This window comes from Microbacterium sp. IEGM 1404 (assembly GCF_030056775.1).
Taxonomy (GTDB): Bacteria; Actinomycetota; Actinomycetes; order Actinomycetales; family Microbacteriaceae; genus Microbacterium.
Window position 1 is genome coordinate 526,154 of record NZ_JASHKP010000003.1, and the last position, 22,586, is coordinate 548,739.

Sequence of the window (22,586 nt, forward strand, 5' to 3'; positions counted from 1 at the left end):
CGATGCGCGACAGACTCTGCTCGAAGGTGGGATGCGCCCGCGAGGCGATGAGCACCCTCACCTACGACTACGGCGACCAGATGGCCGCCCTCGGACCCCTCGGCCGTGCGGGCGACCCGCACGCCCACGATCTGTGCGCGCTGCACGCCGACCGCCTGTCGGTTCCGCGCGGGTGGGTCGTCGTGCGCCACGAGACGCTGCGCGCCTGACTCGGCCGAGAGGCGTGAGTCGCCACGATCGGTCGCCTGATCCCGTGGCGAGGCGACACATGTTGGCGACTCACGCCCGTTCGGTGAGGGAGGCCGCGCGCTCGTTCTCGAGCATCAACGCGCGGTACTCGCGCTCGCGACGCACCGCCGCAGCCGCGCGCACCAGGGTCTCGGGGTCGGCGGCCGGGATCGGCGCCACGTAGGGCGCCACCGCCTCCGCGAGTCCCGCGGCCACGCGCGCCCGCGCGCCCGGCTCCAGGGCGTCGGCGCCGCGGACGAACTGCGCCATGCGCGCCGCGAGACGGTCGGGCAGGCGCGACACGTCGGCGACCGCGGCCCAGTCCTCCATCCCCGGCGGGACGCCGGGTGCCGCCGCGGGGAGCGGACGGGTGCGGGTCCGCTCGGACGCGGTCCCGGCCAGCAGGTCGCCCAGGCGCTGGGCGCGCGGAGTGAACATGCCGACGATCGCGGCGATCCCGCCGAGCGTGAACCACAGTTCGAGCACGCCCACCAGGGCGCGGATGAAGGCCTGCCGGAAACCGGCCGCACCGCCGTCGACGCGCACGATGCGTCCACCGACCGCCCACCGGCCGAGGCTCCGCCCCCGCGAAAGCGTCTCGACGGCCGTCGGGATCACGACCATGACGACGACGAGGAGCGTGATCAGGCCGATGCGGAAGGCGCTGTCGGGGATGGTGCCGCCGGCGACGAGCACGGACAGGAACACCGACCCCGCGATCAGCAGGATGATCCCCGCGACCATGTCGATGAGGCATCCCACCGCCCGCAGGAAGAAGCCGAGCGGCTGGACGTCCAGCGCGACGGCTTCTCCGGTCAGCGTCTCGTCCGCGTCGAGGTGCGCGCGCGAGACCCCGGGGGGAGAGGGGGTCGCGGGGGAGGCCATGCGTACAGTTGACCACATGGACCTCGACGCCCTCACGGCCGCGCGACGGCAGGAGTGGGCTCGGCTCGACGAACTGGGGCGCACGCGCCGCCTGACGGGCCCGGAGGTGGACGAGCTCGTCACCCGCTACCGTGCGGCATCGGCGGACCTCGCCGACATCAAGACGTCCGCGGGTCGCACGCCGCAGGGCGACTACGTCTCGATCCTGCTCGCCCGCACCCGGCTGCGGCTCACCGGTGTCCGCGAGAACGTCCTGCGACAGGCGCCGCGGTTCTTCCTCCTGCAGCTCCCCGCGGCGCTGTACCGCGTCCGGTGGACGACGCTCGCCGTCGCGGTGGCCTTCGTGGTGGTGGCGACGCTGGTCGGGCTGTGGATCTCGTCCGATCCCCGCGCGGTCGCCGCCCTCGGCACGCGCAGCGAGCTGCAGAACTACGCCGACGAACAGTTCGTGCAGTACTACCGCGAGAACCCGAACGCGATCTTCGCCGGCACCGTGTGGACGAACAACGCGTGGATCGCGGCGCAGTGCGTGCTGTTCGGGGTGACCGGGTTCTGGCCGTTGATGGTGCTGATGCAGAACGCCGTCGGGGTGGGGTCGTCGGCGGCCATCATGATCGCCTTCGACCGGGCGGACGTGTTCTTCCAGTTCATCCTCCCGCACGGTCTGCTCGAGCTGACGGCGATCTTCGTCGCCGGCGCGGCGGGTCTGCACATCTTCTGGGCCTGGGTCGCCCCGGGGCGCCGGACGCGATCCGCGGCGCTCGCCGCCGGTGGCCGGTCGTTGGCGACCGTGGCGGTGGGGCTCGTGTTCGCGCTCGGACTCTCGGGGCTGGTCGAGGGGTTCGTGACGCCGTCCACGCTGCCGTGGCAGGTGAAGATCGCGATCGGTGCCGCCGCGCTCGGCGTGTTCCTCGCCTACATGCTCGTGCTCGGGCGCCGGGCTCACCGTGCGGGCGAGACGGGCGACGTCACCGAGTACGAGGCCGGCACCCCGACGCTGACGTCGGGCTGAGGCATCCGCGATTCTCGACGTTCCCCGGCGCGTCATTTTTGATTCACTCAAAACTACGTAGGGTGGAAGCATGCTCGATGATCGGACGGATGCCACCGCGGACGCGCTGTTGCGCGGCGCGGGGCTGCGGGTCACCGCGACCCGCGTCGCGGTCCTGGGGGCCCTGCGCTCCCGCCCGCACGCCACCGCCGACGACGTCTTCGACACCATCCGGGAGACCCTGCCCGGAACCAGCATGCAGTCGGTCTACAACGCCCTCGGCGACTTCGCCGACGCGGGGTTGGCGCGGCGCATCGAGCCCGCCGGACACCCCGGCATGTTCGAGCTGCGGGTCGGGGACAACCACCATCACGTCGTCTGCACCGGCTGCGGCCGGGTCGACGACGTGGACTGCGTCGTGGGCGCCGCACCGTGCCTGCACGTGCCGGAGGGGAGCGGTTTCCTCATCGAGACCGCCGAGGTGACGTTCTGGGGCGTCTGTCCCGACTGTCGAGCATCGAACGAAGCCGAAAAACCGAGAGGATCCCGATGAGCGACGCTCTGAACGGGTGCCCCGTCTTCCACGACGGTGCCGCCCCCGACGACAACCGGCTGCCGGTGGGCGAAGCCCCCGCCGACAGCGAGCCGGCCGGCGCCCTGCCCCACCCGACCCGCGGGTCGGCCAACCGCGTGTGGTGGCCCGACAGCCTGAACGTGAAGATCCTCGCGAAGAACAACGAGAAGCGCGACCCGCTGGGGGCCGACTTCGACTACGCCGCCGCGTTCGAAGCCCTCGACCTGGATGCCGTGAAGAAGGACATCCAGCAGGCGCTCACGACGTCGCAGGACTGGTGGCCCGCCGACTTCGGCCACTACGGCCCCCTCATCATCCGCATGGCGTGGCACAGCGCCGGAACGTACCGCGTCACCGACGGCCGAGGCGGTGCCGGTGCCGGCATGCAGCGGTTCGCGCCGCTGAACAGCTGGCCCGACAACGTCAACCTCGACAAGGCGCGCCGCCTGCTCTGGCCGATCAAGAAGAAGTACGGCCAGTCGATCTCGTGGGCCGACCTCATGATCCTCGCCGGCAACGTCGCGCTCGAGGACATGGGCTTCCCGACCTTCGGCTTCGCCGGCGGTCGCGCGGACGTCTGGGAGCCAAACGACGACGTGTACTGGGGTCCCGAGACCACGTGGCTCGGCGACGAGCGCTACGCCGGGAACCGCGACCTCGAGAAGCCCCTCGCCGCGGTGCAGATGGGCCTCATCTACGTCAACCCCGAAGGCCCCAACGGCACCCCCGACCCGCAGCTCTCGGCGCACGACATCCGCGAGACGTTCGGCCGCATGGCCATGAACGACGAGGAGACGGTCGCCCTCATCGCCGGCGGTCACACCTTCGGCAAGACGCACGGTGCGGCCAGCGACAGCCACGTCGGCCCCAACCCCGAGGCCGGTGACATCGAGGACCAGGGCTTCGGCTGGAAGAGCGACTTCGGTTCCGGCAAGGGCGATGACACGATCTCGAGCGGACTCGAGGTCACGTGGACCTACCACCCCACCCGCTGGGACAACGAGTTCTTCCACATCCTGTTCGCCTACGAGTGGGAGCTCTTCCAGAGCCCCGCCGGCGCGCACCAGTGGCGTCCCGTCAACGGCGGGGGCGAGGGCCTCGTTCCTCTCGCCCACTCCGAGGGCCGCCGCGAGCCCCGCATGCTCACGAGCGACCTCGCGCTGCGCGTCGACCCGGCGTACGAGAAGATCTCGCGGCGCTTCGCCGAGGACCCGGCGGCGTTCCAGGATGCCTTCGCCCGCGCGTGGTTCAAGCTGACCCACCGCGACATGGGACCCCGCGCCCGGTACCTCGGGTCCGAGGTGCCGGCCGAGGTGCTCGACTGGCAGGACCCCGTCCCCGCGGTCGACCACCCCCTCATCGACGCGGCCGACGCCGCGGCGCTGAAGCAGCGGATCCTCGACAGCGGCCTGTCGGTGGCGCAGCTCGTCACCACGACGTGGGCGGCGGCCTCGACCTTCCGCGGCAGCGACAAGCGCGGCGGCGTCAACGGCGCGCGCATCCGCCTCGAGCCGCAGAAGAGCTGGACGGTCAACAACCCCGAGCAGCTGGCATCCGTGCTCTCGGTCCTCGAGAACATCAAGGCCGAGTTCGACGCGCAGGCGGCGGACGGCAAGAAGGTCTCGATCGCCGACCTGATCGTGCTCGCCGGCAACGCCGGCGTCGAGCAGGCCGCGCGGGCCGGTGGCGTCGAGGTCGGGGTGCCCTTCACCCCGGGCCGCACCGACGCGACGCAGGAGCAGACCGACGTCGACTCGTTCCGCTGGCTCGAGCCGATCGCCGACGGCTTCCGCAACTACGCCTCGCGCGAGACGCGGCTCCCCGCCGAGTACCTGCTGCTCGACAAGGCGAACCTGCTGACGCTCACGGCGCCCGAGACGACGGTCCTCGTCGGCGGCCTCCGCGCGATCGGCGCGAACTGGGACGGCTCGGACTGGGGCGTGTTCACCGCGACCCCCGGCGCGCTGACCAACGACGTGTTCGTGAACCTCCTCGACCTCGGCACGACGTGGAAGCCGCTGGACTCCGGCAAGCACGCGTTCGAGGGCACGAAGGACGGATCGGGCGAGAAGGTCGGCATCGGCACGCGCGTCGACCTCGTGTTCGGGTCCAACTCGGAGCTCCGTGCGCTCGCCGAGGTCTACGCCTCCGACGACGCGAAGGTGAAGTTCGTGCACGACTTCGTCGCCGCGTGGCGCAAGGTCACCGAGCTCGACCGGTTCGACCTCGTCTGAGTCCCGCGCCGCCGCTTCGCGGCCAGGTGCTCCGCCGGAAGGCCCGTCCCCGTGTGGGGCGGGCCTTCCGGCGTCGTCTCGGCCGCTGTTCCGGTGCTGCCGTTGCCGGAGCGACGCCGCACCAGCGCGATAAACGCGATTGGCGGCGAGAAACGGGATGCCGTGGCGTTTCTCGTCGTGGATCGCGTTTATCGGGGAGAGGGGGGTGCGGCGCGCAGCAGAGTGCGGCGCGCAGGGGGGCTACGCGCGGGAGAGACGGCGCAGGCCCTCGTCGATCGAGACGGCGGGCGTCCACCGGAGGTCGCGGCGGATCTCGGTCTGATCGAACCAGTGCGCCGTGGAGAGCTGCTCGGCGAGGAACCGGGTCATCGGCGGTTCATCGGCGCCGGGGCGGACGGCCCACACGCGCTCGACGAGTCCGCCGGCCGCGCGCGCCAGCCCGGCGGGGATGCTGAACCGCGGCGGGCGCACGCCGGACGCGAGACAGATCCCGGCGAGCAGGTCGCCCACGGGTCGCGGTTCGCCGTTGGTCAGCACGTACGCGCGTCCGCTGACGTCGTCGACGTGTTCGAGGGCCGCGACGATCCCGGACGCGGCGTTGTCGACGTAGGTGGAGTCGATCAGGGCGGTGCCGCCGTTGAGCAGCGGCAGCCGGCCGCGACGGGCGCGGTCGACGACGCGCGCGATGAGCTGCGTGTCGCCGGGACCCCAGACGAGGTGCGGGCGGATCGCCACGAGGGAGGCCGAGTCGCCGACGCGTGAGAGGGCGAGCAGCTCGGCCCGGGCCTTGGTGCGGGCGTACTCGCCGCGGGCGCCGAGCGGGTCGGCGGGTTCGGCGCCCACCCCGGCCAGCGCGTGCCCGGCGTGGGCGACGGACGGCGACGAGACGTGCACGATGCGCGTGACCCCGGCGGCTGCGGCGGCGTCGAGGAGCGTCCGCGTCCCCTCGACGTTGACGGCGTGGAACTCGCCCGGGTCGCCCGCGAGAGACACCTTGGCCGCCAGGTGGACGACGGCGTCGACGCCGTCGACGGCGGCGGCCGTGGCATCCGGGTCGGTCACCGAGCCGAGGCGGTCCTCGGCGCCGGGCACCCCCGACGGGCGCCGCTGCAGCGTCCGGACCTCGTGGCCGGCGTCCTGCAGCGCGCGGACGACGGCGCGACCGAGGAAGCCGGACGCGCCGGTGGCGAGGACTCTCACGGCGCCGTCGGCTTCTCGCCGGCGAGCACGCGCTCGGCCCACCGCGCGAGGCGCGAGCGGTCGATCTTGGAGTTATGGCGGATGTCCGTCGGCAGCGCGGGCACGGCGAGCACGGCCGCGATCGGCAGCGCGGTCGCGGCCCGCACGACCTCGGTCAGACCCGCGGATGCCACGCCCGGGCGCCGCACGGCCGGGTCCCGTTCGATCACCACGGCGATCACCTGGCGTCCGACCGGACCGACCCCGACGGCGGCGGCGCGGACGACACCGGGTGCCGCCTCGACGTCCTGCTCGATGCCGACCGGCGTGACCGGGCCCTCGGCCGTCGTGATGACGTGGGGGAGCCGCCCTTCGATCCAGAGCCGTCCGGCGGCGTCGAGGTGGCCGACGTCGCCCGTGCGATGCCACCGGCCCCGGAGGTCGTCGAGATCGCGCGTCGCCTCGCGGTCGGTGAGGTGGAGCCGGAAGTAGCCGCGCTTGAGGTGCGGCGCGCTGATCACGACCTCGCCCGTGACCCCGGCGTCGGTCGTGGGGGTTCCGGTGGCGCGCCCCCGGGCGTCGAGCGCCGCGATGCGGACGCGGCCCCGACCGATGGGCGCGCCCACGCACACGCCGCGATCGGCGGAGGCGTCGGCCTCCTCGATCTCGGGCAGCGTGACGTCCGCGACGAGCAGGCACTCCGTCATCCCGTACGGCGTGTGGGCGGTCGCGTTCGGCATGAGGCGCTGCGCCTGGCGCAGCAGGGGGGTCCCGACCGGCGCCCCCGTGGACAGGAACGTGCGCACGCGGTCGAGCGCCGCCCGTTCGTCCGACCCCAGCGCGTCGGCGGTCGCGACGACGTTGCGGACGGCGGCGGGGGAGAGGAAGACGATGCCCGCGTCCGAGGCTCGGACGGCGGCGGCGACCGCGGATGCCGTGAGCGTGCGCGGCGCGGACACGTCCATGTCGGGGGTCGCCGAACGCGTGCCGAGGGCCGGACCCAGCAGCGCGAAGGGGGCGAAGCCCGTCACGAGTCCGGTGTCGGGGCCGACGTCGAAGTGCTCCGCGAGCGCGTCCCGCAGCGACGAGAGCTGGCGATGCGTGTACACGACGCCCTTCGCGGGTCCCGTGGACCCGGACGTGAAGAGGATCGCGGCATCCGCGTCGGCGTCCGGCGGGACGGGGAGTGTCCGACCGCGGCCCGCCCGGGCGATGTCGGCGAGGCTCGCCTCGACCCCGAGGGCGCGCATCGCGGCGGCGGGGAGGGCCGCGGCCGCGATGCGGCGTCCCGGCCAGCCGAGAGCGCGCGCGGCGGCGAGCCCCGCGAGCTCGCCGATGACGACGTCGGGCACGGCCCCGCGGACGGCGCGGGACAGCCCCCGGATGCCGAGACCCCGGTCGGCCACGACGACGACGGCGCCGATGCGCAGGCACGCGTACAGCACGGCGGTGAGCGTGGGGCCCGGGGGGACGAGCAGCGAGACGCGGTCGCCCGCGCGGACGCCGAGGACGTCGAGACCCGCGGCGAGTTCGTCCACGCGGGCGGCGAGCTGTCGCCAGCTCACCCGCAGCGGGGCGTCGGCGGAGCCGGTGGCCATGTCGATGACCGCGACGTCGTCGTCCGCGCGGCGCGCCTCGAGGGCCGCCCACAGGGGCGCGGGCGCCGGGGTGTCGTCGACGGGCGCCGGGGACGCGGCATCCGCGCCGACCGAGACGCGTTGATCGAGCCAGTCGAGCACCGCGTCGGCGTATGGACGTTCCTCGGCCATCAGGTGACCCGCGCCCTCGAAGCGGTGAACGTCGGCGTGCGGCAGCCGGTCGACGAGGTCGTCGAGGTGCGCCTCGAGGAACACCGGGTCCTTCGGGCCGCGCAGCAGAAGGGCGGGGACGTCGAGGTCGCGCAGCCCTGCCGAAAGGCTCCGCAGCGCCGGGGTGCTCTCGTCGTCCGCCGTGGCCGGGATGTCGGCGACGAATCCCCCGACGCCCCGTCGGCGCGCCACGGTGGCGTACGGCGCGCGGAACGCGGCGCGCACCGCGGGGTCGAGGTCGGCGAGGGCGAGCGTCGTGTCGAGGAACGCCGTCGTCCCCGTCGTGCCCGCGGCGAGCACGCCGCGCGCGGTCGCGACGCGCAGCGGGAACGGCAGCGGCGCGTCCTCCGCGTGGTGCACGGCGGTGTTGAGCGCGATGACGGCGGCCAGGCGCGCGGGATTGCGCACGGCCCAGCCGAGCGACACCGGCCCGCCCCAGTCGTGGCCGATGGTCACGATCGGACCCGGGATGCCGAGGGCCTCGATCAGGCCGGAGAGGTCGGCGATGCGCTGAGCGAGCGTACGCCGCAGATCGGTCCGGTCGGAGAAGCCCATCTCCAGCTGGTCCACGGCGACGACGCGCCACGCGGGAGCCCCCGCCTCGGCCCGCGCGAGGGACGCGTTCACGAGCGCGCGCCACAGGTACGACCAGGTCGGGTTGCCGTGCACCGCGACGATCGTTCCCTGCGCGACGATCCCGCGATCGGCGAGCGCGTCGCCGGTGTCGAGGATGTGCCACGTGCGACGGTGGCCGACGTCGGCCGCGGTGCCCTCCACCTCGACGAGGCGCGACAGGGCGGGGTCGAGGCCGGGGAGCCCGGCCGGGGGAAGGGTCGCGGACAGGCCGGTGACCGTCACCAGGCCAGCTCCAGCATCCCGGTGTTCAGCCCGGAGCCCACTCCCATCAGCAGCACGCGGTCGCCGCGGCGCAGGGTCTTCTGCTCCTCGGCCAGGGTGATCGGGATGGAGGCGGGCCCCACGTTCCCCAGGTGCGGGTAGGTGACGGGGACGCGGCCCCGGTCGAGCTTGGCGGCCCGGACGATCGCGGAGGTGTGCACCGACGACACCTGATGGGTGATGTACCGGTCCATGCCCGTCCAGGCGAACTCTCCCCGGGCTTCCTTCCACGCCGAGACGACGAGGTCGAGACCGCCCTTGAGTAGAGCCTTCGCGTCGGTGAACATGCCGTCGACGCTGCCGACGCAGAGGTCGTAGAACTGGGTCGCGGCGCGCGTCACGCCCCCGACGATCCGGTGGCCCTCGGGGTGGTCGCTCGCGCGGCCGAGCACCGCGGCGGCCGCGCCGGAGCCGAGCGTCAACGACGCGAACTCCTGCATGAACGCATCCCGGTCGAGGTCCTCCCGCACGAGGCGGTTGATCGTGTTGACCTGGATCTCGTCGGCATCCTCGCCGTTGACGATGAGGGCGTACTTGACCTGGCCGGACTGGATCATCCCGGCGGCCAGGCTCATCCCGTTGATGAATCCGAGGCAGGCGTTGGCGACGTCGAAGTTGATCGCCGAGCTCGGCAGCCCGAGCCCGTGGTGCAGTCGCACCGCCACCGACGGCTCGAGGTGCTTGCGGGTGACCGAGGTGTTGATGATGAGGCCGATCTCGCTCGGATCGACTCCCGCCTCGGCGAGCGCCTGCTTGCCCGCGGCGATCGTCGCCTCGTCGGACGACTCTCCCTCGGCCCAGTTGCGCCGCTCCACCACTCCCGCGACGCGTCGCAGCAGTCCGGGCTTGAGCTTCAGTCGCGACAGGGCCGGCGCCAGCCTCTCTTCGATGTCGTCGGAGGTGGTCACGCGGCTGGGCAGCACGCTGGCCACCGAGACGAGGGCCACATCGTCGAAGCGAGTGGTGGCGTTTCCTGGCAAGAGAGCTCCCGCATCCTGTGCGTAGACGGCCGAGCCGCGCGCGGAGGGACACGCCGGCGGCTGGAAGGGTACCCCCCAGGATAAGCCGCGACGTATGCGACCGGCTGCATGGGGAGTGTGTGCTACGCCAGCGGATGCCGAGTTCGTCGCCGTCCCGACGGTGCCGCGACGGTGTCGCCGCGCGTCGCGCGGCTCGACCCGCGGCGGTGAACCGGCGTCGTCACAGTCGCCCGGCCGCCTTGAGCGCGAGATACCGGTCGGCCACGAGCGGGGGCAGGTCGTCGGCCGAGGCCGAGACGGCATCGCCGCCCGCCCTCACGACGGCCTCGCGCACGCGATCGGCGTCGGACCGCGCACGCTCCACCGCCGCGGCGGCGTACACGGCGGCGGCGTCGTCGAGCTCGGGTGCCTCGCCGGGGCCGTCCGTGGCCGTCGCCACGAGCAGGCGCGACCGCGCCGCCACGGCGGGGAGGGACGCGAGGAACGCGCGCGCCGCCTCCGGATCGTCGGCGGCGGTCACCAGCACGACGAGAGCCGGGCGCTGCGTGAGACCGCGCACCTGGGTGAAGGCGGCATTCCAGTCGGTGTCGATGAGCTGCGGTTCGACGGGCGCCATCGCGTCCACGAGTGCGGGGAGCAGTCCCGAGCCGTCGACGCGGGTGACGCGGGCCCGGGTCACCCGGTCGAACATCAGCAGGTGCACGTGGTCGCCCGCCCGCACCGCGAGGGCGGAGAGGAGCAGTGCCGCCTCCATCGCGGCGTCCAGCCGAGTGCCGTCGCCCACCCGCGCCGCAGCCGTCCGGCCGGTGTCGATGACGATCACGACGTGCCGGTCGCGCTCCGGCCGCCAGGTGCGCAGCATCGTCGTTCCCGCGCGCGCCGTGGCGCGCCAGTCGATCGAGCGCACGTCGTCGCCGCGGACGTACTCGCGCAGGCTGTCGAACTCCGTTCCGGCACCGCGCACCTGGAGGGTCGTGTTGCCGTCGAGCTCGCGCAGACGCGCCAGACGCGAGGGCAGATGCCGCCGCGACGTGAAGGGCGGGAGCACGCGCAGCCTCGCCGGTGCCGGGATCGTCGCCTGCCGCCCGGCCAGGCGCAACGGCCCGTCCGACCGCACGACGACGAACTCGCTCCGCAGCTCGCCGCGACGCCGGGGACGCAGCGGCAGCGGGGCACCTCGACGCTCGCCCGGCGGCACGACGAATCGCAGCCGCTCGGGTGGGGCCCCTGCCGTGGGCTGCCATGCGTCGCGCACGCGGGCGCGCAGCATCCGTCGGCCCAGGTTGCGGACCCGCACTTCTCCGGCGACCGGTTCATCCCGCAGAGCGCGTTCGGGGAGCCGCCGGGTGATCTCGATCGCGCGGGGGCTCGCGGCGAGCAGGACGTCGGCCGCCGTCAGTCCCGCGCACAGCGCGAGCCAGCCACCGACGACGGTCCAGGGTCCGGCCCCCGCGGAGGTGAGCAGGATCAGCGGGAGGACGCCGAGGGCGACGAGCAGGGCCAGACGACCGGTGACGTGCATCAGAGCGGAACGCGCGTCTGCTGCAGGACCGAGGCGAGGACGGCATCCACCGACACGCCCTCGATCTCGGCTTCGGGTCGCGGCCGGATCCGGTGGCGCCACACGGGCACGAGCATCGTCTGCACGTGGTCGGGCGTGATGGCGGGGTAGCCCCCGAGCCACGCCCACGCCTTCGCCGCGGCGAGGAGTCCGGTCGACGCGCGCGGACTCACCCCGAGCAGCACGGACGGGCTCTGCCGCGTGGCCCGGGCGAGGTCGACGACGTAACCGAGCACGTCGTCGGCGACGGCGACGGATGCCGCCGCGCGCTGCGCCGCGAGGATCTCCGGCGCCGTGACGACGGCATCCACTCCGGCCTCGCCCAGGCGTCGCGGATCGAACCCGCCCGCGTGGCGGCGGAGGACGTCGACTTCGGCATCCCTATCCGGCAGATCGACCACGAGCTTGAGGAGGAAGCGGTCGAGTTGAGCCTCGGGGAGCGTGTAGGTGCCCTCGTGTTCGACCGGGTTCTGGGTCGCGGCGACCAGGAACGGGTCGGGAAGCGGACGGCTGACGCCGTCGGACGAGACCTGGCGTTCCTCCATCGCCTCCAACAGGGCCGCCTGCGTCTTCGGGGGCGTGCGGTTGATCTCGTCGGCGAGGAGCACGTGCGTGAACACGGGTCCGGCGCGGAATTCGAACTCCCCCGAGCGGGCGTCGTAGACGAGCGAACCGGTGACGTCTCCGGGCATGAGGTCGGGGGTGAACTGCACGCGTCGCGTGTCGAGGCCGAGCGCCCGGCTGAAGGACCGCACGAGCAGGGTCTTGGCGACGCCCGGCACGCCCTCGAGGAGCACGTGGCCGCGCGACAGGAGAGCGATGAGCAGTCCGGTGATCGTGCCGTCCTGGCCGACGACGGCCTTGCCGACCTCTGTGCGCACACGGTGCATCGCCTGACGCAGGGCCGCGTCGTCGGCCCCCGTTCGCGGCGCGTCCGACGCGGGTGCGGGAGCGGCGTGGTCGGGGGAGCCGAGAGGACTGTCGGTCATCGGGGGGTCCTTTCCGTTCGGAGTGTCGCGCGGACGCTCGTCTCGAGATCGCGCAGTCGGTCGCTGGCCGCGACGAGCTCGCGGTCGGTGCGGGGGAGGTCGTCGATCAGGATGCCGCGCACGATCGCGCGGTCGGTCCCGAGCCGCTCGGCCACCGCGTCCGCGAGTTGTTCCGCGGGCGTCCGGGCCGACAGGCCGAGCAGCCGCACCAGCCGGCGACGGGCGGCACGGCGCAGTTCGTCGAGAGCGTGGGCGGCATCCCCGGAGGCGGCGTAGAGCCGGGCTCGTCCCTCGGTCGTCTCGTTCGCGCGGACCGTCACCGGCAGGCGCTCGGTCACGAGCGGCCCGAACCGGCGTCCGCGCCACACCGCGGCCGTGAGCCCGGCGATCAGCAGCAGCACCATCGCCGGCGTCACCCACCCGGGGGTGAGTTCGCCGAGCGTGGGGACGGCGGTGCCGGTGTCGGCGTCGGCGAGGGAGGGCACGTACCAGACGAGCGCGGGCGCGCGCCCGAGGAGACCGAGGGCGAGGGCGGCGTCGCCCTCGAGGGGGAGGGCCCGGTTGGTGAGGACGGACAGTCCGTCCACCGCCGCGACCGTCCTGTCTCCCTGGTCGTGGACGAGGACGCCGAACCCGCCGTCCGTCGGGTAGCAGCCGGTCACGCCGTCGCCGGGCACGTACAGCTCGCCCACGTGCGCCGAGCCCGCGGCCCGGGCGGCGGGAACGTCGCACGCCGGAGGGGTCGAACGATCCTCGACGACGTCTCCGAGCGCGGAACCGTTCAGCAGGACGTCCAGGCTGCGTGAGCGCGGTTCGACGAGCACGACGTCGCCCGCGTCCGCGGTGAGGCGGCGCAGTGCCGCGTCGCTGAGCATCGGTGCATCGCGCATCACGAGCATGCTCGGCGCGGCGTCGAGCGCGCGTTCGGCGGCGGCGAGATCGCGGACGACGGTGACCGAGACGCCCTGCTGCTCGAGGAGGCGCACGACGGCGCGGGTGCCGTCGGGCGCCGGGGAGTCGGGGTCGAGCGCATCGCGCTGCGTCCACCCGCCGAACACCAGGGTCGTGCCGAAGAGTGCGACGACGGCCAGGGCGGCGACGAGCGCGATCCACCCGATCGCGGTTCGGCGACGCCGGAGGGGAGCTGCGGCGACAGACGTCACGGCGCGACCGCCCCGGCATCCGGGATTCCGACGCGGGATGCCACGGCGGTCTCGTCGAGGCGACGGACGAGGGCATAGGCGTCGGCCGTGCCGGGGCGTCCGAGATACCGCACGTCGTCGAACACCGCCGCCGCGGCGAGCCCGGACGAGCCGAGCGCGGGGAGCGCGTCGCCGGCGGACCGGGCGAACGCGCGCGCTGTGGCGCCGGGCGGCGGGTCCACGATGCCGCGCTCGGTGAGTCCGCGTGCGAACGCGCGGAACCGGAGCACGGTCGCGGCGTCCCAATCGTCGCGCTCGGCCGCCGCCGCGGCGTCGGCGCGGAGCTCGTCGGCGGACCGTCCGTCGTCCTCGTCGAAGAGGGCGCGCGCGGCCGGGCGGGCCCGGGCGGTGACGCGCGGACGGCCCCAGATCAGCAGCGCCACGATGATCGCGGCGATGACGAGGACGGCCAGCACGACGAACGCCCACGGACCCCAGTCGCCCGACACCGGGGCGGTGAACAGCCGCTCCAGGAAGTCCAGGACCGCCCGCGCCGCCCGGTCGAAGGGCGTCGGCTCGGCGGCGCGGTAGACCGGGTCGGCGAGCTCGCGCTCGGCCCACTCCCGGGCCTCGTCCGGGTCGGGGAGCAGCGGGACGGCGCTCACCAGCGCCCGGAGGGCCGTGATCACGAACCCGCGGGCGGGCCGCCGGGGGCCGCCCATGCGGTCGGGTCGGACGGCGGGACGGGCGGGTGCGGCGGTGCGGCCGCGGGGGGTGCGGGCGTGGTGGCGGGCGACGCGGTCGGCGGCGCCGCCGTCGTCGGGGTCGGCGCGGGCCAGGCCGCGCCGCCGGCGGGTGGCGCGGGCCACCCCGGAGCAGGCGGCGTCCCCCACGCCGGAGCGGGCGCGATCGTGCGGCCGATGCCGGCGCGGTAGGGGTCGGGCAGTGCGGCCGCCCCCGCGTCGCGCGCCTCGACGTAGACGGAGAGGTCGTGGTCGAGACCCTCGACGCGCATCCGCGCGTCCACGTACACCAGGACCGCCGAGGTCGACTGGACCACGACCGCGATGCACTGGACCAGCAGGATGCCGATCTGCCCGACGAACTGGATCACCACGAACGCCACGATCGCGCTGGGGTTCTCGGCTGCGGTCGGCGCGATGATCGCGGAGATCCCACCCGAGAGCAGGCTCAGCGGGATCGAGATGACCTGTGCGACGAAGCCGAAGGCGAGGGAGATGACGACGATCACGCCGAACGTCGACCAGAAGCGCCGTCGCGTCAGCACCCAGGACCGCGCGATGGCGCGCCGGATGCCGACGCCCTCGAGGATCATCGCGGAGGGGACGAGGAAGAGTTTGGTCGACAGCCAGGCGTAGAGGGGGATGAGTCCGAGGGCGAACAGGACGCCCAGCACGATCCCGAGCGGGAGGACCGCCCAGCCCGCGAGGACCGCGATCCCGCCGAGGATCGCGAGGACGACGACCGAGGCCAGGAGGGTCAGCAGGGCGTAGCCGAGGAGGCGGAAGAAGACGGGGCGCACCCGCAGCCACGCCTCGCGCAGCGTCGGCTTCTCGGCGACGACCGCGGAGGCGACCTCGGTGACGACGACGGCCTGGACGAGGATGCCGAGAGCGCCGGCGAGAGCCCCGAGCACCAGGGCGGCGACGCCCGTCAGGGCGATGGACCCGGTCAGGACGGCATCGAACGCGTCGCTGCCCTCGACGAGGGTGTCCAGGCGCGAGAAGCTCGCGACCGCCACCCCGGCGATGGCTGCCGTGACGATGACGTAGGCGACGGTCTGCACGACGAGGGCGAAGCCCAGCAGCACGCGCGGGTTGTGGCGCAGCGCCACGAACGAGCGGCCGAGGATGGTGCCGAACCCGTACGGATGCAGCGGAACGATCCCGGCGCGCGAGGCCGGCGTCCAGGCGGGGTACGCGGTCACGATGACGCCTCCTCGGCGGTCGGCTGTGTCCTCATCGTGTCACACACCCCGGACACGCTCGGCCTCATCCCGGACACGTCGACTACGCTCGGGGTGATGCGCCCCACCCGCGGCGCGTTACCCGTTCCCGAACGGGGCCGAGACGGAAGACGTACACCCGATGACTTCACGGATCCTGGTTGTCGACGACGACACCGCGCTCGCCGAGATGATCGGCATCGTGCTGCGCACCGAGGGATTCGAGACCGTGTTCTGCGCGGACGGCGCACAGGCGGTCGACGCGTGGCGCACCGAGCGTCCCGATCTGATCCTCCTCGACCTCATGCTGCCCGGCGTCGACGGCATCGAGATCTGCACGCGCGTGCGCGCGGAGTCCGGCATCCCGATCATCATGCTCACCGCCCGCACCGACACCGCCGACGTCGTGAAGGGGTTGGAATCCGGGGCCGACGACTACATCGTCAAGCCGTTCAACCCCAAAGAGCTCGTCGCCCGCATCCGCACGCGCCTGCGTCCGGCCGCGGCGGCGGTCGACGAGACCCTGCGGATCGGCGACCTCGTCGTCGACGTCGCCGCGCACGAGGTCCGCCGCGGCGAGAGCCCGATCGCGCTGACCCCGCTCGAGTTCGAGCTCCTCGTGGCCCTCGCCGAGAAACCGCAGCAGGTCTTCTCGCGCGAGATGCTGCTCGAACAGGTCTGGGGATACCACTACAAGGCCGACACGCGCCTGGTCAACGTGCACGTCCAGCGCCTGCGCGCCAAGGTCGAGGCCGACCCCGACAACCCCCGCATCGTGACCACCGTGCGCGGGGTGGGCTATCGCGCCGGCGCGGTGGCTTGAGACCCTCATGACGGGCGCGGTGCGCACGATCCCGGTCTCCCGGGTGAGGCGGCCCATCGACTGGCGTGGCATCCGCGACCGTCTGGCGACCCTGTGGCGTCGATCGCTGCGGTTCCGCACGATCGTCATCACCGTCGCGCTGACGGCCGCGACGATCCTCGTCACCTGCGTGGCGATGGCGCTCGTCATCCAGAACGAGCTCTTCACCGCCCGGAAGGACCAGGTGCTCCTCGAGGCCCAGCGCGCGACGGCGGCGGCCCAGGCGACTCTGGATGCCGCGGTGGACTCGACCGATCCGGCGGCGGCGCAGACGCTGATGAACGGCATCGCCACGCGCCTGTCGCAGCAGTCCTCGAGCGACCTGATCGCCCTGTACCGCATCGGTCCCGCTTCTCCTCTGGCGCCGCAACCGTTCATCTCGCCGGCGTTCGACTCGGGGATCGTCACCGACGCCCTGCGGACCCAGGTGCAGTCCAACCCCGACCTGCAGTGGTGGCAGTCGGTGGCGTTGCCCTCCGACACCGGGCGCGAGGTGCCCGGCATCCTGGTCGGTCACCAGTTGCGTTTCCCCGCCCAGGACGGGGTCGACTACTACGAGCTCTACATGGGGTACGACCTCTCCAGCGCCTCTCAGACGCTCGCGTTCGTCCAGGTGCTGCTGTGGGTGGTCGGGTTGGTGCTCGTCGTGCTCATCGGGGCCATCGCCTGGGTCGTGCTCCGATCGGTGACGACTCCGATCGCGGATGCCGCCGAGACCAGCGCCAAGCTCGCGGCGGGCGACCTGGGGGTCCGCCTGCCCGTCCGCGGCGAGGACGAGCTGGCCACCCTGAACCGCTCGTTCAACGCGATGGCCGACAGCATCGAATCCCAGATCAAGGAGCTGGCCGACCTCTCGCTCGTGCAGCAGAGGTTCGTCTCGGACGTGTCGCACGAGCTGCGGACGCCGCTGACGACGATCCGCCTCGCCGCCGACATGATCAACGACCAGCGCGCGGAGTTCGAGCCGACCACGGCCCGTGCCGCCGAGCTGCTGCACGCGCAGGTGCAGCGCTTCGAGGTGCTCCTGACCGACCTCCTCGAGATCAGCCGCTACGACGCCGGATCGGTGCAGCTCGAACTCGAGCCCACGAGCATGGCCCACCTGGCGGAGGACGTCATCGCGTCGATGGAGCAGCTCGCCCACCAGCACGGCAGCGACGTCCGCCTGGTCGCCCCCGGCGGCTACACCCCCATCGACATGGACGGGAGGCGGGTGCGCAGGATCGTGCGCAACCTCCTCGGCAACGCGATCGAGCACGGGGAGGGGCGTCCGATCGTCGTCTCCGTCGACAGCGACCGGGATGCCGTCGCCCTCAGCGTCCGCGATTTCGGCCTCGGCATGCGAACCGAAGATGTGGAGCGCGTGTTCGACCGCTTCTGGCGCGCGGATCCCTCGCGCGTGCGGACGATCGGCGGGACGGGTCTCGGGCTCTCCATCGCCCTGGGCGACGCGCGGCTCCACGGCGGCACGCTGTCGGTGTGGTCGGAACTCGGCCACGGCTCGAACTTCCTGCTCACACTTCCGCGCGACGGGCGTCCGCTCGGCGGGTCGCCGCTGCCCCTGGTCCCGGACGACGAGCAGGGCGGCGCGCTCGAAGCGCTCGGACTGACGCAGCCGATCTCGCTCGGACGGACGGGGAGGACGCCTTCATGAAGCGCGCATTCGCGGGCCTGAGCCTGCTGCTCGTCCTGGTCCTCTCCGCGTGCACCGGTCTGCCCACGACGGGATACGTCAACCCGGGTCGCGGACCGGAGGGCGACCAGACGCAGCAGTTCGCCTTCGTCCCGGACGGTCCCCTCGAAGACGCCTCGCCCGCCGAGATCGTCGAGGGCTTCCTGCGCGCGGGGTCCGGCCCCGCCGACGATTGGGCCACGGCCAAGCTCTTCCTCGCGCCCGGCACCCAGTGGGACCCGCGCGCCCGGGTGACGATCGACCGCCTCGCCGACCGTCGTGCGACGGCCGTTCCGGACGGGACCTCCGTCAGCGTGCAACTCTCGACGATCGCCGGCGTGGATGCCGACGGCGCCTATTCTCCGGCGGTGAGCGGGGCCACCGAGACCCTGTCGTTCACCCTCGCGCGTGTCGACGACCAGTGGCGGATCACGTCGGCCCCCGACGGCGTCGTGCTCTACGAGGAGGTCTTCCCGACCGTCTATCAGGCGGCATCGGTGGCGTACTTCGACCCCACGTGGAGTTTCATCGTCCCCGACGTCCGGTGGTTCCCGCGCCCGCTCGTGGCCAGCCGGATCACGACCGCCCTGGTCGACGGGCAGCCCAGCGCCTGGCTCTCGGGCGCCGTGAAGAACGCCTTCCCCGATGGGCTGTCCCTGGTGGGGCGTTCGGTGACGCTCTCCTCGAGCGGCGTCGCGCAGGTGCAACTGCCCCAAGCGGCGCTGAGTCTGGATCGCACCACCCTCGACCGCATGCAGACGCAGTTGACCCGCAGTCTGGCCACGGCCGGGATCAGCGAGGCGCAGATGACGGTCGACGGGACGCCGATCGCCGCGACCGAGCTGCCGGTGAAGGTCACCCGGGTCGACCCGTCGCCGGCCGTGCTGACCACGGACGGGACGTTCGGGGTGCTCAGCGGCGAGACGGTCGAGACGATCCCCACCCTCTCCGACGCGGTGGAGTCGCTCGCCCCCACGAGCGTCGAACTCGAGGCCGACCGCAGCCTCGCCGCCGTGCTCACGCAGCAGGGGGCGGTGGCGAGCGCGCTCGCCGACGGCGGCACGTTCCTCCTCGACGACCGCGCGGGTCTGCTGCCCCCGTCCATCGACGCGACGGGCGAGATCTGGAGCGTTCCGCGGTCCGCTCCCTCGCAGCTGCGCGCGTACACACCGCAGGGGGTTCCGCGCGACATCGGCAACGCCTGGCCGGATGCCTCCGAGGTGGTGTCCTTCCAGATCTCGCGCGACGGCACGCGCGTCGCGGCGATCGTGACCGTCGCGGGGGTCCGGGAGGTGTGGCTGGCGGGCATCGTGCGCGAGGGGAACGCGGTCAGCCTCGGCCCGCCGCACGTGCTGTCGTTCTCGGAACCGGGCGCGTTCGATCTCGCGTGGCTGGACGACACCGTCGTCGGCGTGTTGACGTCGGTCGACGGCGCGGCGCGGCTCGACGAGCTCAACGTCGGGGGACGGGGGACCGTGGGGCCCGTCCCCGAGAGCGCGAAGGCGATCGCCGGAGGCAGTGCGACCGTGCGCATCCTCGACGACTCCGGTCGCCTCTTCAGTCGCCGCGGTAGCTCGTGGACCCTCGTCGCCAGTGACATCCGCGTCCTCGCGGTGCAGCAGGGCACCACGTCCTGACCCGTCCTCCCCGGGCGGGGTCGGGACGGATCCCTCCCCGGAAGGGGTCCCCGCCCCCGCGGGAGCACGCGGTGAGGCGCCATCCTGCCGACATGGGGTCTTCTCTTCCGGCGGTGTGGACGCGCGCCATCCGCGAGGCCGTGGTCGACGCGCTGGCGTTCTGGTTCCCGGTGGCGTGCGCGGGGTGCGGCGCGCTCGACGTCGACGTGTGCGAGGGATGCCGCGCCGCCCTGGCCCCGCGGGTCGTCCGGCGCCCGCTGCTCCCCGATGTCGAGGTGATCAGCGCGCTCGAGTTCGACGGCGTCGCCGCGCGTGTCATCCGCGCGATGAAGTCCGACGGCCGGACGGGCCTCGCCGGCGCCCTGGGGCCGGCGCTCGCCGCGGCGCTCGCCGCCGCCCCGGCCGGGGCGACCGTCACGACCATCCCGGCCTCACGCGCGGCCGACCGGCGCCGCGGCTACCGTCCCGTCGACCTCCTCGTGCGCAGGGCTGGGGCCCGGACCGTTCCGCTGCTGCGGATGCGCCGCGCCTCCGCCGATCAGCGTGGTCTCGGCCGCGCCGCGCGCCGGGCCAACGTCGCGGGTCTCTTCGCCGCGCGCGCCCCGCTCGCGGGCTCCGTCGTCGTGGTGGACGACGTCGTCACCACCGGCGCCACCCTCCGGGATGCGGTGTCGGCGCTCCGGGACGCGGGGGTCGACCGCATCGTCGCCGTCACGCTCGCGTACACGCCGAGACGCGGCGGATCCACACGCGAATCGGAGGTGATTATTACGTGACATCGGGGTGTCCACCCGACTACCGTGAGGGGGACTGAAGGCGACGGCTGTTCCGCCCTTAGACCGGCGGAACCCGGAACAAGGAGGTCACGGATGGACACCAGCATCGTGGGCGTGGGAGTCGGTATCACCGACCGTTTCCGCTCGGTGGTCGAAGAGAAGGTCAGCCGGATCGAGCACCTCGCGCCCCGCGCGAACACGCTCGAAGTCAAGGTGACGCATCGCTCCTATCGCAACGGCCGGATGGAGGACGATACGGTCGAGCTCACCCTCGACGGGAAGGGTCCCGTGGTCCGCGCGGAGGCGACCGACACCGACAAGTTCGCCGCCCTCGACCTGGCGGTCGACAAGATCTCGGAGCAGGTGCGACGCGCGAAGCAGAAGCGCGTGGACGCCCGCAACCACCCGCGCGGTGCCAAGTTCGAGAAGGGAACCGGCGAGCTCGCCGGCATCGACGTCGAACCCGCCTCGGTGGACGTCCTCCGCGCGGTGGCGACGGGTTCCGTGCCCGTGCAGGCGGAGGCCGCCGAAGAAGAGGAGTACTGCCCGGTCGTCATCCGGCAGAAGGAGTTCGGCGCCGAGTGGATGACGGTGGAAGACGCCGTCGACCGGATGGAACTGGTCGGCCATGACTTCTTCCTGTTCATCGACGCGCGCACCGACCACCCGAGTGTCGTCTACCGCCGGAAGGGCTGGGACTACGGCGTCATCGCCCTGGGCACCCAGGCTTCGCCAGAGGTCGCGGTCGCTTCCTGACCGTCGACGAAAGCGGGGCCCCGTCCATCGGACGGGGCCCCGCTTTCGTGCGCCGACGACTCAGCCGTCGAAGATGTCGCCCAGCAGCGAGCCGATGACGAGGCCGCCGAGCATTCCGCCCACCATGTTCCCGCCGCCCATCCCGCCCCCGCGGCCGTAGCCGCCGCGGCCGTAGCCGTTACCGCCCCAGTCATCGGGGCGGGACTGCTCGATGTCGCGCTGAGCCAGCTGGAGGGACTCGGATGCCAGGCCGCCGGCGCGTCGTGCCGTGGCGAGCGCCGTCTCGCGCTGATCCTCCGCGATGGGGCCCAGGGGGAGTCCGGCGCGCAGCCGCTCGGCCTCGACGAAACGCGTGCGCGCGTCGGCGCCGATCCAGCCGCGGTGGCCCGTGATGAGCCCGCGGGCGACGGCGAGCTGACGGTCGGCGTCGTCGATGGCGTGCTCGACCTGTTCCTGCGAGGGCACGGGTCGCGCCGCGCGCTCGCGAGCGAGATCCAGGTCGGCGTTGGCCTGACGGAGCGAGGAGAGCGCGCTGAACGGGTCGGTGCGGGCGCCCGCGGCGGGCAGCGCGTGGAGCTCCCGCTCGAGCGTCGCCATGGCCTGGAGCACGGCCGGCGTCTGCGCGCCCCGCCGCGCGTCCACCAGATCGCCGCGGGAGTCGTCAATGACGGCCGCGAGGGTCGATTCGGCGCGCAGGGCCTCGATCTCGAAGGTGTCGACGGCATCCAGGAGCGACTCGGCGCGGCGCACGGCCTCGGTCGCCGCTTCCAGCGCCACCGACGCCTGCTCGCGCTGACCGGCCTCGCGACGGCGCTCGGAGACCCCGGCGGTGTGGACGGCGAAGTCGAGGAGCTGCTGGATCTCGTCGGGGTTGCCCGATACCTGCTGGAGCGCGGACGGGCTGTAGCGCTGGGCGAGACGCTCGACGATCTCGCGGGCGTGCGGGACCCTTTCGGCCAGCCGGTCGCGATCGGCGCGGACGCGGGCCAGCGTCTCGGGCGCCCGGCGTACCGCGTCGATCTTGGGCTGCAGGACGAGCGTGCGCTCCTCGAGGAGGTCCTCGGCCCACTTCGAGAGCTGGATGATGCGCGCGTTCCGCGTCCGCAGCTCTTCTTTGGTGTCGGGGATCTCGTCGTGGTTCAGCTGGTGCAGCTGGAACGCCTCGGCGAGGTGCACCTTGACCGAATCCAGGGCGGCCGCGAGGTCTTCCGTGGCCTTGTCGCCGAGCTCGGCGCGGGCGAAGTCCAGTTCGTCGGAGGTGAGCCGCACGCGCTCGTCGGCGGCGACGATGGCGAGTTCGGCGCGGCGTGCCAGATCGGCATCCGCGGCATCCTGCTCTTCGCGCTTCCTCTTACCCCAGAAACCGGCCATGGCTCGATCCTAAGCGGGGCTGTTCGGAGCGGGCCGGGTGTTCGCTACGGGCGCGCACGGCGAGCACGAAAGCCAGCG

Annotated in this window: 19 protein-coding genes; 9 read left to right on the top strand and 10 right to left on the bottom strand. The window is 73.1% G+C overall.

Annotation, left to right across the window (positions count from 1 at the left end; all coding sequences use genetic code 11):
* Positions 1 to 2 precede the first annotated feature (2 nt).
* Entirely contained in the window at positions 3 to 209 is a 207-nt protein-coding gene (locus tag QM517_RS13125; protein ID WP_022878762.1) for a DUF3499 family protein, read from the top strand.
* A gap of 70 nt (positions 210 to 279) precedes the next feature.
* Here the strand turns inward: QM517_RS13125 and QM517_RS13130 are convergent, their stop codons facing one another.
* A complete protein-coding gene (locus QM517_RS13130; RefSeq protein WP_283287952.1) occupies positions 280 to 1,113 on the bottom strand; it encodes an RDD family protein in 834 nt (277 codons plus the stop codon).
* 16 nt (positions 1,114 to 1,129) lie between these two features.
* Between QM517_RS13130 and QM517_RS13135 the strand changes: the two genes are divergently transcribed.
* The 3 genes from QM517_RS13135 to katG all read left to right on the top strand — a co-directional run bounded on the left by QM517_RS13135 (position 1,130) and on the right by katG (position 4,912).
* Positions 1,130 to 2,125 (top strand): stage II sporulation protein M, encoded by a 996-nt coding sequence (locus tag QM517_RS13135; RefSeq protein ID WP_077050418.1) that lies wholly within the window; start codon positions 1,130 to 1,132, stop codon positions 2,123 to 2,125.
* A gap of 70 nt (positions 2,126 to 2,195) precedes the next feature.
* Entirely contained in the window at positions 2,196 to 2,657 is a 462-nt protein-coding gene (locus tag QM517_RS13140) for a Fur family transcriptional regulator (RefSeq protein WP_077050417.1), read from the top strand.
* Entirely contained in the window at positions 2,654 to 4,912 is a 2,259-nt protein-coding gene (gene katG / locus QM517_RS13145; protein ID WP_283287955.1) for a catalase/peroxidase HPI, read from the top strand. The genes QM517_RS13140 and katG overlap by 4 nt, the downstream gene beginning before the upstream one ends.
* Positions 4,913 to 5,152: 240 nt before the next feature.
* On the opposite strand, the gene QM517_RS13150 is transcribed toward katG, so the two are convergent.
* From QM517_RS13150 to QM517_RS18705, 8 genes are all read right to left on the bottom strand, one after another.
* On the bottom strand, positions 5,153 to 6,112 hold the full coding sequence (locus tag QM517_RS13150) for an NAD-dependent epimerase/dehydratase family protein (RefSeq protein WP_283287957.1): 960 nt from the start codon (positions 6,110 to 6,112) through the stop codon (positions 5,153 to 5,155).
* Positions 6,109 to 8,757: an alpha/beta fold hydrolase gene (locus QM517_RS13155; protein ID WP_283287959.1), complete on the bottom strand. Its 2,649-nt coding sequence runs from the start codon at positions 8,755 to 8,757 to the stop codon at positions 6,109 to 6,111. The genes QM517_RS13150 and QM517_RS13155 overlap by 4 nt, the downstream gene beginning before the upstream one ends.
* A complete protein-coding gene (locus QM517_RS13160) occupies positions 8,754 to 9,776 on the bottom strand; it encodes a 3-oxoacyl-ACP synthase III (RefSeq protein WP_077050415.1) in 1,023 nt (340 codons plus the stop codon). The genes QM517_RS13155 and QM517_RS13160 overlap by 4 nt, the downstream gene beginning before the upstream one ends.
* 220 nt (positions 9,777 to 9,996) lie before the next feature.
* Positions 9,997 to 11,298 (bottom strand): DUF58 domain-containing protein, encoded by a 1,302-nt coding sequence (locus QM517_RS13165; RefSeq protein ID WP_283287962.1) that lies wholly within the window; start codon positions 11,296 to 11,298, stop codon positions 9,997 to 9,999.
* Entirely contained in the window at positions 11,298 to 12,326 is a 1,029-nt protein-coding gene (locus QM517_RS13170) for an AAA family ATPase (RefSeq protein WP_374114689.1), read from the bottom strand. Before QM517_RS13170 ends, QM517_RS13165 begins: the two co-directional genes overlap by 1 nt.
* Positions 12,323 to 13,489: a DUF4350 domain-containing protein gene (locus QM517_RS13175; RefSeq protein WP_283287964.1), complete on the bottom strand. Its 1,167-nt coding sequence runs from the start codon at positions 13,487 to 13,489 to the stop codon at positions 12,323 to 12,325. The genes QM517_RS13170 and QM517_RS13175 overlap by 4 nt, the downstream gene beginning before the upstream one ends.
* Positions 13,486 to 14,157, bottom strand: a complete 672-nt coding sequence (locus QM517_RS18700) for a DUF4129 domain-containing protein (RefSeq protein ID WP_283287966.1) — start codon at positions 14,155 to 14,157, stop codon at positions 13,486 to 13,488. Before QM517_RS18700 ends, QM517_RS13175 begins: the two co-directional genes overlap by 4 nt.
* Entirely contained in the window at positions 14,154 to 15,416 is a 1,263-nt protein-coding gene (locus QM517_RS18705) for a glycerophosphoryl diester phosphodiesterase membrane domain-containing protein (protein WP_283287968.1), read from the bottom strand. The genes QM517_RS18700 and QM517_RS18705 overlap by 4 nt, the downstream gene beginning before the upstream one ends.
* Before the next feature lie 160 nt (positions 15,417 to 15,576).
* Here QM517_RS18705 and mtrA point away from each other — a divergent pair, with 160 nt between their 5' ends.
* The 5 genes from mtrA to hpf all read left to right on the top strand — a co-directional run bounded on the left by mtrA (position 15,577) and on the right by hpf (position 21,137).
* Complete coding sequence (mtrA, locus tag QM517_RS13190; protein WP_077050411.1) at positions 15,577 to 16,257, top strand: MtrAB system response regulator MtrA; 681 nt, start codon at positions 15,577 to 15,579, stop codon at positions 16,255 to 16,257.
* Positions 16,258 to 16,264: 7 nt separating this feature from the next.
* Positions 16,265 to 17,950 carry an MtrAB system histidine kinase MtrB gene (gene mtrB / locus QM517_RS13195; protein WP_283287970.1) on the top strand — a complete coding sequence of 562 codons (1,686 nt, stop codon included), beginning with the start codon at positions 16,265 to 16,267 and terminating at the stop codon, positions 17,948 to 17,950.
* The gene (locus QM517_RS13200; RefSeq protein WP_283287972.1) at positions 17,947 to 19,605 is read left to right on the top strand and encodes an LpqB family beta-propeller domain-containing protein; all 1,659 of its coding nucleotides are present in this window, start codon (positions 17,947 to 17,949) and stop codon (positions 19,603 to 19,605) included. The genes mtrB and QM517_RS13200 overlap by 4 nt, the downstream gene beginning before the upstream one ends.
* A 92-nt stretch (positions 19,606 to 19,697) precedes the next feature.
* Positions 19,698 to 20,381, top strand: coding sequence for a ComF family protein (locus tag QM517_RS13205; protein WP_283287974.1), 684 nt, complete (start codon positions 19,698 to 19,700; stop codon positions 20,379 to 20,381).
* Between the two features lie 93 nt (positions 20,382 to 20,474).
* Complete coding sequence (gene hpf, locus QM517_RS13210) at positions 20,475 to 21,137, top strand: ribosome hibernation-promoting factor, HPF/YfiA family (protein WP_077050407.1); 663 nt, start codon at positions 20,475 to 20,477, stop codon at positions 21,135 to 21,137.
* A 60-nt stretch (positions 21,138 to 21,197) separates the two neighbouring features.
* On the opposite strand, the gene QM517_RS13215 is transcribed toward hpf, so the two are convergent.
* Positions 21,198 to 22,508: a hypothetical protein gene (locus QM517_RS13215; RefSeq protein ID WP_283287977.1), complete on the bottom strand. Its 1,311-nt coding sequence runs from the start codon at positions 22,506 to 22,508 to the stop codon at positions 21,198 to 21,200.
* Positions 22,509 to 22,586: the final 78 nt, after the last annotated feature.